Genomic DNA, 12056 nt, shown 5'->3' with positions numbered 1-12056 from the left:
CGGTGGCGGTGGCGGTGGCGGGTGTGGTGGCGGTGGTGTGGGTGCGTGGCCCGGGTGGGCCCGTGGCCCCGGCCGCCCCGGTGGTGCGCCTCGGCGGGCGGCCGGACCCGGTCGTGTGTGGGGCGGGGGCGCTCCGGTGGCCCGGACCGTCCGGGGCGCGAAGACCGGAGTCCAGGGGTATCAGTACCGGGCCGGAACCCGGCGGGGGCACGACCGGTACGGGGCCAGGCGCGTCGGACGGGGCGCGAACGGCGGGGACCGCCCCCGCCGCGGTGGTGCGGTCCCGGCGGGTGGCCCCGTCCGGGGCGAGCCACCTTAACCGCAGGTGTCCGCCGGACACAGGGGTCGTGAGGAAACCGGCGGGGACCGGCCACTGTCGGCGCGATGCTGCAAGATATGGCCGTGTCCGACAACGCCGCCGACAGCGCCCCGTCCACCACGTCCCCCGCTTCCGCACCCGCGACCCCGGCCGTGGTCTCCGCCACCACCCCGCCCCACACCCTCGACCCGGCCGCGATGCGCGCCCGCTACCGCGCCGCCGGTCTGCGCGAGTCCGAGCTTCCGTCCGACCCGGTCCGCCAGTTCGAGATCTGGTTCACCGAGGCGGTGCGCGGCGGACTGCACGAGCCGAACGCGATGGTCGTCTCCACCGCCGACGCCTCCGGCCGCCCCGGTTCCCGGACCGTCCTGCTCAAGCACTACGACGAACGCGGCTTCGTCTTCTTCACCAACTACGGCTCCGCCAAGGGGCGTGACCTGACAGCCAACCCGTGGGCGTCGCTGCTCTTCCCCTGGCACCCGCTGGCCCGCCAGGTCATCGTCTCCGGCCGGGCCGAGCGCACCGGGCGGGACGAGACGGCCGCCTACTTCCGCACCCGTCCGCACGGCTCCCAGCTCGGCGCCTGGGCCAGCGACCAGTCCACAGTGGTCGACTCGCGGGAGGAACTGGACCGCAGATACGAGCAGTTGGCCCGTCGCTATCCCGAGGGGGAGGACGTTCCGGCGCCGCCGGACTGGGGTGGGTACCGGATCCGTCCCGAGCGGGTGGAGTTCTGGCAGGGCCGGGAGAACCGGCTCCACGACCGGCTGGTCTACCACCGCCGGGAGGACGGCTGGACGGTCGAGCGGCTCTGTCCCTGAGGGCGGACGCCCGAGACCGCGCTCGCAGGGAAGGGCGGAGGGGCGGTGTCGGCGCGGCCGGTCTCCAGGAGGCGGGCGGACACCGCTGGAGCGCTCCCGCCGCGTGCCGGGCCGCCCGTCGCGTCGCGCACACGCGCCGCACACGCAGGCGACCCGCGGGCCTTGGTCCCCTGGAGATCCAGGAGAGCCGGCCGGACGATACCGGCGGCCCGCGGGTCGGGTGACTGCATGGGATTGGCCGGCGGTGCCGGCATCCGCACTGGTGTGGGACGTCGGCCCTCAGGCCGCAGCCACCTCACGCGTCCGGTTCTTGATCATCTGCCGAACCACCTCCCTTCTCGTGTGCACTCCACGGTAGGAGCACACGGCCGGTGGCTCAAGCGCTTTTTTTAAGGGCCGTCCTCCGGCCACCCGGCGGCTGAATCCCGCCGAACCCCATGTGACGGCCCTCACCATGCAGTTGAATGGTGCCGACCCGCACCACCGCGCGGTGTCCGTCCGGCTCCGGCCGCCCGGAGCCGGCTCCGGGCGACGGCCACGACCGGCGCCGCGGGCGCGCGGCCGTCGGGCACCGTCGAGGGGGGAACACCGTGACGACGCACTCACAGTCCCAGCCCGGGGCTCGGCCCACCGGGGCCGGCATCCCGGACCCACTGCTGCTCGCGTCGCTGCTCGGCGGCATGGACGCCGCCCTGTTCGCCGTCGACCGTGACGGCCGCGTCACCCACTGGAACCACGAGGCGGAGCGGCTGCTGGGCTGGACCGGGGCCGAGGCGCTGGGCCGGCGCGGCCTCGGCGGCTGGGTGGTGCGCGAGCGGGACGCCGTCGACGTCCACGACCGGCTGCTGGCCGTCACCGGTGACGGCGCCGCCGCCGCGGCGGCGCGGCAGGTCCAGGAGTTCCCCTTCGTCACCAAGGACGGCTCCCGGCTGCTCGTCCGCGCCCAGACGGCCGCGGTGCGCGACAGCCGTGGCAGCGTCGCCGGGGCCTACTGCGCCTTCAGCGACGTGCACGCCCAGCTGGACCTGGAACGGCGCATCGCGCTCAGCGAGGCGCTGCTGGGCGGGTCGTCGTGGTCGGTCCTGCTGGTCGACGCCGACCTGCGGACCGTCGCGCTCAACGAGCCGGCCGCCCGTGCCCTCGCCGTCACCGCGGTCGAGACGCTGGGCGAGCCCCTGGCGGAGTTCCTCGGCAGTGGACTGGAGGAGCTGGAGGGCGCGCTGGAACAGGCCCTGGCCGGTGACCCGCCCCCCGACCCGGTCGAGCTGTGGGTGACCCTGCACGAGGACGGCTCCTACGAGGACCAGGACGGCGAGACCCGCGGCGGTCTGCCCGGTGGGCGGCGTCGCTGCTGGCTGAGCGGATTCCTGCCGCTCGGGTCCCCGCTGGCCACGGAACCCTCCCCGCTGGGGGTGGCCTGGGTCTTCCAGGACGTCACGCCGTCGCGGCGGCAGACCCGCGAGGTCTCGCGGCAGCGGTTCCGCGACGGGCAGCTCAACCGCGCCGCCCGTGTCGCCGCGGAGTGCGCGGACCCGATGGACGCCGCCGCCGTTCATCTGGACTTCGCGCTGGCCGGCTTCGCCGAGCACGCACTGCTGGACGTGGTGCCGGCGTCGCGTCCGGGTGGCGGTGGCGGTGGCGGTCGTGCCGGTGGCGGTGGTGCCGGCAGGGCTGGTGGCGGTGCCGGCGAGGGTCCCGGCGGTGCCGCCGGGGCACGGGGACGGCTGCTGCGCGTCGCCGAGACACCCGGGCTGTTCGGCCCGGGCAGCGCCAGCGCGGGGGTGGCCGTCGCCTACCGGCGGGGGCACCCGGCGCTCGAGGCGCTGGCCCGGGGCGGTCCGGTGCGGGCCGGCGGCGCCGCCGGGCGGCCTGCCGGTGGCGCCGGCGCGTCCGCCGGCGCGACGTGGGCGGCGGCCCACAAGTGGCCGCGCGACGCGCTCCACGCCCTCTGCGTGCCGTTGCGCAGCCGGGGCCGCGACCTGGGCGTGGTCACCTTCCTGCGCGGTGCGGGACGGCCGGGCTTCGACCGGACGGACGCGACGTTCGCGGAGGATGTGGCGCTCCGGGTGGCGGCTGCCGTCGACCTGGCCGGTCCGCGCGGCTGAGGTTCCCGGGCGTGTGCCCTGCTGCCTGGGCGTCCCCGCGGGCGGCCGTGCGTCCGGCCGGCGGAGGTCAGCCGCGCTGCCAGAGGACCTGGTCCGCGTGGCGTTCGCACACCTCGCGGTTCCACTCGATGCCGCCGTCGATGTTGCCCGAGCGCAGCATCGGCGGTTCCTGGCCCCGGTCGGCCAGCTCTCCGGCGGCGGTGGCCATCACCGCCTGCATCAGGGCCGCGGTCACCACGGTGGAGGCCGGGCCGAACGGCGCGGCCACGCCGGGGTGGGTCAGCTCGGTGTCGCCGGGGGCGATCTTGTTGTCCAGCACCACGTCGCAGTGGTCCTTGAGGAAGGTGCCGGACGGGTCGCGGGAGGTGGTCCGCTCGGCGTACCCGACGGAGGTCACGCCGACGACGGAGATCCCGCGTGCCCGGGCGTGCGAGGCCATCTCCACGGGGAGCACGTTGCGGCCGGAGAGCGAGATGACGAACAGCAGGTCGCCGGCGCGCGCCGGGCTGGTGTCGAGGGTGGCCCGGGCGAGGCCGCCGACGCGTTCCAGGGCGCTGCCGAGGGTGGCCGGTGAGACGTCGACCCCGACGGTGCCGGGGACCGCCAGCAGGTTGACGACGGCGAGCCCCCCGGCGCGGTAGACCACGTCCTGCGCGGGAAGCGCGGAGTGCCCGGCGCCGTAGGCGAAGACACGGCCCCCCGCGGTGACGGTGTCCGCAACCAGCCCGCCGGCGCGGGCGATGGCCTCGCCCTCCTCGTCGCGTACCCGCCGCAGCAGATCCTGGGCGGCGTCGAAGAACTGGTCGGCGAGGGGGCGACGGCTCATCTGGCGGTTTCCTTCACGGGTCCGGTGCGCTGCCCGGCGGGCCGGCTGCGCCCCCGGGGTGCGGCGGCTCCCGGGCGCCCTCGGGGCGTGGTGGGAGCGCTGCCGCTCGTCACGCTGAGGTCTGGACCAGTGCGCTGTCAAGGGTGGACCGGGAGTCCGGAGCGGGTTCCGGTACGGGGCGGGAGCGCCCCGGCGGGGAGCGGTGTGGCGGATCGCCGGGGTATGCCCGTTCCGTGGCGACCCGATTACCGGCGCGATGCGTCAGAATTGAGGTCAGGGCCACCGCACGACATAGCCGAGGGGCAACCATGTCCGGACTCATCGACACCACTGAGATGTACCTCCGCACCATCCTGGAGCTGGAGGAGGAGGGTGTGGTTCCGATGCGGGCCCGTATCGCCGAGCGTCTTGAACAGAGCGGCCCGACCGTCAGCCAGACCGTCGCCCGGATGGAACGGGACGGTCTGCTGAGCGTCGCCGGCGACCGTCACCTGGAGCTGACGGAGGAGGGCCGGCGGCTGGCGGAACGCGTCATGCGCAAGCACCGCCTGGCCGAGTGCCTGCTGGTGGACGTCATCGGCCTGGAGTGGGAGCACGTCCACGCCGAGGCGTGCCGCTGGGAGCACGTGATGAGCGAGGCGGTGGAGCGCCGCGTTCTCGCACTGCTCGACCACCCCACCGAGTCGCCGTACGGCAATCCCATCCCCGCGCTGGCGGAGCTGGGGGAACGCGGCGAGCCCGACCCCTTCCTGGAGGAGGGCATGGTGGCGCTCAGCGAGCTGCGGGCCGGCGACGGCCGGACGGTCGTCGTCCGGCGGATCGGCGAGCCGATCCAGACGGACGCCCAGCTGATGCACACGCTCCGGCGTGCGGGCGTGCAGCCCGGCGCGTCGGTGAGCGTGCGCGCCGGGGACGATGGCGGGCTGCTGGTCGGCAGTGGAGGCGAGGCCGCCGAGCTGGACGACGCGGTGGCGATGCACGTCTTCGTCGCCAAGAGCTGAACCCGCCGGCCCGGCGTGAACGGGCCGCGGACCGGGGCGGGGGTGGCCGCAGGGCCGCCCCCGCCCCTCTGTGCGCCGCGGTCCCGGGCGGATCTCGGGGTGGCCCTCGGGCCGTGCCGGGGAGGTGCTGGCTGGTGACCTGGAGGTGCCGCGTCCGGCGGGTCGGGGCGGTGCGGAGGTAACCGCCGGTACGCGGTGTGCCGGAGTGGAGCGCCCGGCTCCGTTTGGGGTGCGGTGCCGGGGGCATGACGGGGGGATCAGTGACGGTGCGGCCTGCCCGGGAGCGGGTCGCACCGTCGTGTCGTCCTGCGTACCGCCCGCTCCCGGCTTGGGAGGCCGCCTCGTTCTCGTGGCTCTCGTGGCTCTCGCGGTTCTCGTCGGTCTCCGCGCGCCGGGTGCGCGGGGCGCGGGCGGGCACCGCATCACTCGTAAGGGGGAAACGGAGTGGAAAGAAGGCGTGTTCGAATACCTGTTCGGTAGCCTGGCGAACGCAGGCCGGCCGGTAGGCGGGGGCAGAGCGTTGCCGTCCGGCTGCCGCCCGGTGGCGATGGGCCGACCGGCCCAGTCCGCGGGGGAGGCCCGAGAGGCGAGCGAAGGGGGTACTACGCATGGTCCGGAGAGTGGACGTGGTGGGGCGGGGCGGAGCGCGCCTGGCCGCTTGGGAGTTCTCCGAGCCGCCCAAGACGGAGGACGCGGGGCGCCGCCCCGGGGTTCTGCTGCTGCACGGCCTGATGGGGCGTTCGGCGCACTGGGAGGAGGCGGCCCGCTGGCTGTCCGGCCGTTGGCGCACCGTGGGCCTCGACCAGCGCGGGCACGGCCGCAGCGAGAGACCGCCCGACGGTGACTACGACCGGGACGCCTTCGTCGCCGACGCCGAGGCGGCGCTGGAGCAACTGGATCTCGCGCCCGCCGTGCTCATCGGCCACGCCATGGGAGCGCTCACGGCGTGGCAGCTCGCCGCCCGCCGCCCCGATCTGGTCCGGGCCGTGGTGATCTGCGACATGCGGGCCTCGCCGATGGGGGAGGAGTCGCAGCGTGAGTGGTCGCGCTGGTACGACTCCTGGCCCACGCCGTTCGCGTCCCTGGCGGAGGTCCGGCGGTGGTTCGGCGAGGAGGACCCGATCCTCGACCGTCCCTCGCCGGTGCGCGGCCGGTACTACGCCGAGGTCATGTCGGAGGGGGCGGACGGCTGGTATCCGGTCTTCTCCAGGGACGACATGCTGCGCGCCCGGGAGGCGTGGGTGCACGACGCCCACTGGGAGGAGCTGGCGCAGGTCAGCTGCCCGGCCCTGGTGGTGCGCGGGCTGGGCGGGGAGCTGGGGCGGGCGGAGGCGCAGGAGATGGTCCGGGTGCTGCCGCGGGGCAGTTACGCCGACATCCCCGACGCCGGTCATCTGGCCCACCACGACCGGCCGGAGGCGTGGCGCGCCGTGGTCGAACCCTTCCTGGAGTCCGCGGAGGGAGCGTGACGACCGGGTGTCGGAGCCCGTCGCTACGATCGATCCCGACAACACACGGGGGAGAACCATGCGAGCACACCTGCGAACAGCGCTGACCGCCATCGCCGTCAGCGGCGCGCTGCTGATACTGCCGGCCTGCTCCAGCGGCGACGGCCTGAACCACTTCGGTCAGGCGCCGCAGGCCGACGACAAGGCCAAGGAGCCGGGCTCCGACGGCGAGGGCGAGTCGGAGGAGCCCGCCGCCGAGCCGGGAGGCGAGCCGTCCGCCTGGGAGCTCTACGAGGCGGGAGCCGACGAGTTCGCCAACGCCCAGTCCATGCGGCTGGTGGGGACTGTCCCCAACGGCGCTTCGCTGATGGACATGGACATCCATCTCGATCTGGACGGCGACTGCGTCGCCGACATGACGATGGCGGACGAGGGCTCCGTGGAGATCCGGAAGTCCGGCGACGACATCTGGATGAAGGGCGACCAGCTCTTCTGGGAGACCGCCGGCTCCGCCGAGGTGGGCCGGCTGCTGGGCGGCATGTACCTCTACGGCACGACTGACAACCCGGACATGTCCTCCTTCGCCGGGCTCTGCGAGCTGAGCGAGCTGATCGGCGGCATCCCGCTGGACAACCTCACCGGAACGGCGGTCGAGACCGGCCGCGACGACCAGAACGGCGTCGCCGTGGTCGACATCGAGGTCACCGAGGACAACGGCGACGTCGGCCGCTTCCGCATAGCGGCCGAGCAGCCGCACCACATCCTGCGGGTCGGCGTGGTCGAGGACGGCGAGGACCTCGTCCTGGACTTCGACGACTACAACGTCCCCGTCGACGTCACCCCGCCGGACGACGCGGATGTGCTCGACTACGAGGAGCTCTCGCCCTGATCGCCGTATCGGGGCGGCACACGTGCGCCGGCGGTGGCTTCGGCGCGCGACCGGTGGTGGGGCGGCGTCAGTAGGATCGACGACCGAACGTACTGGGGGACACATGAGGATACGCACGCGCGCCGCCCTGACCGCCGCCACTGTCGGCGCTGCCCTGCTGGCGGTTCCGGCCTGCTCCGGTGAGGGCGCCATGGACCGCTTCGCGCGGGCCGCGGAGGCGGAGGCCGACCGCGAGGCCGGCACCGCCGAGGAGACCGATGACGACGCGGCGGAGCTTGTCACGGACGAGGAGCCCGACGCCTGGGCGCTCTACGAGGCCGGTGTCCGGGAACTCGCCGAGGCCGAGTCGGTCCGCTACACCGCCTCCGGGCTGGACGAGGGCTCCGCACTCCACACGGACATCCAGTCCGACCGGGACGGTACCTGTGTGGCGACGGTCGAGACCGAGTACGACGGCGCGGTGGAGATCCGGAGGTCCGGCGACGAGGTCTGGATCGCGGGTGACCAGCTCTTCTGGGAGACCGCCGGTACCGGGGCACTCGGTCGCCTGCTCGTCGGCAAGTTCCTCTATTCGACGGCCGACGACCCCGACGTGGCGGAACTGGCCGCTCTCTGCGACGCCGAGGAACTGCTGGGAGAGATCAGCCTGGACGAACTCACGGGCGACCCGGAGGTGACCGGGCGCGACGAGCACGACGGCGTGGACGTGTTCGAGCTGGACGTCATCGACGACACCGGCGAGCTGGCGGTCATTCTGATCACGGCCGAGGCGCCGCATCACATCCTCCGGATAGAGCTGCCCGAGGATCCCGACGAGATCGTCCTGGGCTTCGGGGACTACAACGTCCCGGTCGACTTCACCCGGCCGAGCGCCGACGACACTCTGGACATCGCCGAACTGGAGGCCGGGGTCGACGTCTGACACCGACGCGGTGCCCGTTGGTGATGCCAAGTCCTGGGGCACGTGCGCACTATGGTCTGGGTATGACCACATTCGCGCCTCTCGCCCGCCTGGATCTGCTCGCCCACGCTCCCGACGTCTACCGCGCGATGGCCGCCCTGGACAAGGCCGCGGCCGAAGGGCTGGACCGGACCGTCGCCGAGCTGGTGAAGATCCGCGCGTCGCAGCTCAACCACTGCGCCTTCTGCCTGGACATGCACACCCGTGACGCACGCGCGGCGGGGGAGAGCGAGCAGCGGCTCCATCTGCTGGGCGCCTGGGAGGAGGCCGGGTCGCTCTACACGGAGAAGGAGCGGGCGGCCCTGGCGCTCACCGAGGCGGTGACGGTGCTGACCGACGGCTTCGTGCCGGACGAGGTCTACGCACGGGCGGCCGAACACTTCGACGAGCCCGAGCTGGCCCGGCTGATCGCGGTGATCACCACCATCAACGCCTGGAACCGGATCGCGGTCTCCACCCGGAAGGGGCCGGCTCCGGACTGAGTCGCCGCCTCGGCGGCCACGCCTGCCGCGCCCCGCCGTCCCTCTCGGCCGGCGGGGGCGCGTCCGGGGGTGGCATGATCGCGAACGGAGGGCGCGTGCCCGCCCGTTCGGCCGTGCTCATGACCATGAGGCGGCGGCCGGCGCCGCGACCGGGCGCACGGTGCCCGCCGCGCTCCAGCGCGAGCGACCCGTCCCGGCCACCCCGTACGTCCCGGCGCGCCCCGGTCGGCGTCCGGGTCGGAGCCCGTCCCAACGCCCCGCCACCGCCCGGGATCAGCCGTGGTCCTGGCGGCAGGCGTACGCCAGCGCCGGCAGCAGTTCCTCGCAGTCCGGCAACCAGTGGTGGGCGCTGGTCGGGCGCCGGACCCACTGCACCGACCCGTGCCGTCCCAGTCGCGTGGGTGGCGCCGGCACATACCCGTTGGCGCCGATGGCGCGCAGGTCCAGCGAGTCCGGCGACCAGCCGAGCTGCCGCACGATCCCCGGCGTCCTCACCGCGGCGCCCGGTGTCACGAAGAACATCATCCGGCCGCCCGGGGTCGAGCTGACCGGGCCCAGCTCCGCCTCGTGCCGCTCCAGCCGGGCCAGCGCCAGGCAGCCGGCGGACTCGGGCACGTCCAGCACGTCGAACGTGCGGCCCGTCGGCAGCAGCACGGAGGCGCGGGGCTCGGCCAGCCACATGCGCCGGGCGGTCGCCGGGCTGCCGGTGGCGCGCTCGGTCCAGCCGGGCCCGTCCGGGTGGGTGCCGGGGGAGGTGCACGCCCGCATGCCGCAGGAGCAGCGGATGCCACCGACCCGCTGTTCCAGCCAGGTGCCGGGCAGCACGTCCCAGTGCCGCTCCTCGGCGTAGCGGACCGCGTAGTCCAGCGGCGTGTCGCTGCGCTGCTGGGGGATCGCGGCGTCCTGGCCGGCCGGGGCGGAAGCGGTCACGGGGGGTGTGGCGGTCTCTCTCACGCTGATCACAACTCCCGGGGACTCCCCTGGTTACGGTCGCGGTCAACTCCGCCCGGACCGGCGGTCGTGGTCGCGGTCGGGAGCGCGGCTTGCAGGAGGGGCGCACGGGTGCATCCACGGGAGCGTGCGGCATGGCTTCCGGCTACGGGTGGGCATCGATTCTGCGGACCGTCCGTCGGACCGCCGAGCCTGGAGAAGCATGATGACCGAGAGTGCCGCGGTACCCGCCGCACGGCAGCCCAACGAGCGGCTGCTGTCCCTGATACGGGAGGCTGGGTGCTCCAACGCCGGACTCGCCCGCCGCGTCAATGTGTGCGCGGCAGAACGCGGGCTCGACTTCCGTTACGACAAGACCTCCGTCGCCCGGTGGATTCGCGGCCAGCGGCCGCGGGGCAGGGCGCCGGAGGTGATCGCCGAAGCGCTGGGCCGCAAGCTCGGACGCGCGGTGACCCTCCAGGAGATCGGGATGGGAGGGTCCCGGCAGCCTCCGTCCGCCGTCGGGCTGACCTTCGCGCCCGGACTGACGGAGGCCCTGGAGGAAGCCAGGGAACTGTGGCGGGCCGACGCGGCCCGCCCCCAGCCCGGTGGTCACACCGGGGCCGCCGGGACCAACGGCGCCGCCGTGGCGCCGGGGGCGATGGTGGAGCCCAGCCGTGACTGGCTGATCGCCCGGATCGACGACTCGGTGGCCGCCGCGGCGGGCACCGGGCGGGTCGGTGCGAGCGACGTCGAGGCGGTGGTGGCCACCACCGCCGCCCTGATCGAGCTGGACCGCCGGTGGGGTGCCGGCCATGTGCGGCCGGTGCTGGCCCACTACCTCAACGGGGTGGTCGCCGGGCTGCTGACCGGCTCCTACCGGGAGTCGGTGGGCCGACGGCTGTTCGCCGCCGCCGCGCGGCTCACCGAACTGGCCGGGTACATGGCCGTCGACACCGGCCAGCCGGGGCTGGCGCAGCGCTACTACATCCAGGCGCTGCGGCTGTCCCAGGCCGCGGGCGACCGTGGCTTCGGCGGCTATGTGCTGGCCGCCGGAATGAGCCACCTCGCCGCTCAGTTGGGCAGCCCACGCGAGGTGATCCAGCTGGCGCGGGCCGCCCAGGAGGGCACCCGCGGTCAGGTGCCGCCGCGCGCAGAGGCCCTCTTCCTCGCCGCCGAGGCCCGCGGGCACGCGCAGCTCGGCGACCGCGAGGCGTGCCGCCGGGTGGCCTCCCCGGCGCTGGCGGCCATGGACCGGGCGACCGGTTCGCGCGGGGAGGACCCGCCGTGGGTCGCGCACTACGACTCGGCGTACCTCGCCGACGAACTCGCGCACTGCCACCGCGACCTGGACCAGGGCGCCGCCGCCCAGCAGCGTGCCTCCGAAGCGCTCGCCGGGCACCCCGAGACCAGGACCAGGCGCCGCGCGATAGGGCTGCTGGTCCTGGCCACCGGCAAGCTGCAACAGGCCGAGGTGGAGCACGCCTGCCAGACGGCGGGGGAGGCCGGGGTGCTGCTGACCGGGCTGCGCTCCAAGCGCGGCACCCAGTACTTCGCGGACTTCAACGCACGGCTGGCGCCTTATCAGGACACCAGCCATGTGAAGGAGTTCCAGGAGCGGTGGAGGGGGGCGGGAGCGGTGCTCGTCTAAGAGGGGGCGTGCGCTCCGACGGGCCGGCCGAGCCGGTGACTCCGGGTACCCTCGGCCGAACGGGTTGGTGACCGCTCCTGTGTACGAGCAGGTAGCGTGTCCCGGCGATCGCCGCCGCCTCCGCACGGGTGTGCGGCCCACGGAGTGACGAGGAGCCACGCCGGTGTCGAGCAACCGCCACAGGCACGAGGACGAACCGCGCGAGGGCGTCGTACTGCCGTCGGGCGGAGCGCCGGGCGGCGCCCCCGAGAGCTGGGCGCGGCCCGGCGCCGCCGTGCCCAGCGAGGGCGTGCCGTGGGACCAGCCCTGGGGCCCTGACCAGCAGCCCACCTCCGGTCCGCCGGGCCCGGCGCCGGGTGCGCCACCCGGACCGGGCGGCGCACCCGGCGCGTACGGGTATCCGGCGGACGGGAGCGGCTACGGCTACCCGGCCTCGGACGGCGCCGCCGGCGGGTACGGCTATCCAGCGCCCGCCAGTGCCCCCGGCGGGTACGGCTACCCTGCGCCGGTCGGCCCGGCCGCCGGGTACGGCCATCCCGCGCCCGAAGTCGCCCCGGGCGTGCCACAGCACCCGCCGGCCGGTCCGCAGCACCCCGCGGCCGGTCCGGACCAGCGGTACGCGT

At 74.6% G+C, this 12056-nt stretch carries 10 protein-coding genes and 1 pseudogene; 9 read left to right on the top strand and 2 right to left on the bottom strand.

The features are described 5' to 3' along the window. Window positions 1–516 precede the first annotated feature (516 nt). Both pdxH and E0D90_RS17595 read left to right on the top strand, forming a co-directional pair. Entirely contained in the window at window positions 517–1140 is a 624-nt protein-coding gene (gene pdxH / locus E0D90_RS17600; protein ID WP_130799193.1) for a pyridoxamine 5'-phosphate oxidase, read from the top strand. A 464-nt stretch (window positions 1141–1604) separates the two neighbouring features. Beyond that, the gene (locus E0D90_RS17595; protein ID WP_130799192.1) at window positions 1605–3245 is read left to right on the top strand and encodes a PAS domain-containing protein; all 1641 of its coding nucleotides are present in this window, start codon (window positions 1605–1607) and stop codon (window positions 3243–3245) included. A 67-nt stretch (window positions 3246–3312) separates the two neighbouring features. Here the strand turns inward: E0D90_RS17595 and E0D90_RS17590 are convergent, their stop codons facing one another. Next, the gene (locus E0D90_RS17590) at window positions 3313–4071 is read right to left on the bottom strand and encodes an SIS domain-containing protein (protein WP_130799191.1); all 759 of its coding nucleotides are present in this window, start codon (window positions 4069–4071) and stop codon (window positions 3313–3315) included. Between the two features lie 308 nt (window positions 4072–4379). Between E0D90_RS17590 and E0D90_RS17585 the strand changes: the two genes are divergently transcribed. The 5 genes from E0D90_RS17585 (at window position 4380) to E0D90_RS17565 (ending at window position 8852) form a co-directional block, all read left to right on the top strand. Then, window positions 4380–5072: an iron-dependent transcriptional repressor DtxR gene (locus E0D90_RS17585; RefSeq protein WP_103500813.1), complete on the top strand. Its 693-nt coding sequence runs from the start codon at window positions 4380–4382 to the stop codon at window positions 5070–5072. Window positions 5073–5680: 608 nt separating this feature from the next. Further along, the gene (locus E0D90_RS17580) at window positions 5681–6541 is read left to right on the top strand and encodes an alpha/beta fold hydrolase (protein ID WP_103529135.1); all 861 of its coding nucleotides are present in this window, start codon (window positions 5681–5683) and stop codon (window positions 6539–6541) included. Between the two features lie 58 nt (window positions 6542–6599). Continuing rightward, window positions 6600–7409 carry a hypothetical protein gene (locus E0D90_RS17575; protein WP_130799190.1) on the top strand — a complete coding sequence of 270 codons (810 nt, stop codon included), beginning with the start codon at window positions 6600–6602 and terminating at the stop codon, window positions 7407–7409. A gap of 103 nt (window positions 7410–7512) precedes the next feature. After that, window positions 7513–8331 carry a hypothetical protein gene (locus E0D90_RS26640; protein WP_157996882.1) on the top strand — a complete coding sequence of 273 codons (819 nt, stop codon included), beginning with the start codon at window positions 7513–7515 and terminating at the stop codon, window positions 8329–8331. 62 nt (window positions 8332–8393) lie between these two features. After that, window positions 8394–8852, top strand: coding sequence for a carboxymuconolactone decarboxylase family protein (locus tag E0D90_RS17565; RefSeq protein ID WP_103529138.1), 459 nt, complete (start codon window positions 8394–8396; stop codon window positions 8850–8852). A 273-nt stretch (window positions 8853–9125) separates the two neighbouring features. Here E0D90_RS17565 and E0D90_RS17560 read toward each other — a convergent pair whose 3' ends face one another. Further along, on the bottom strand, window positions 9126–9782 hold the full coding sequence (locus E0D90_RS17560; RefSeq protein WP_307721153.1) for a bifunctional DNA primase/polymerase: 657 nt from the start codon (window positions 9780–9782) through the stop codon (window positions 9126–9128). Between the two features lie 226 nt (window positions 9783–10008). On the opposite strand from E0D90_RS17560, the gene E0D90_RS17555 reads away from it, so the two are divergent. Beyond that, window positions 10009–11433: an NsdA family TPR-like regulatory protein gene (locus tag E0D90_RS17555; protein WP_130799189.1), complete on the top strand. Its 1425-nt coding sequence runs from the start codon at window positions 10009–10011 to the stop codon at window positions 11431–11433. Window positions 11434–11596: 163 nt separating this feature from the next. Then, window positions 11597–12056: pseudogene (locus E0D90_RS17550) on the top strand (hypothetical protein); the annotation flags it as partial.

This window comes from Streptomyces otsuchiensis (genome assembly GCF_004305975.1).
GTDB classification, from domain to species: domain Bacteria; phylum Actinomycetota; class Actinomycetes; order Streptomycetales; family Streptomycetaceae; genus Streptomyces; species Streptomyces otsuchiensis.
The sequence above is the reverse complement of the archived record's forward strand: the minus strand, read 5'-3'. Positions and strand labels throughout refer to the sequence as shown.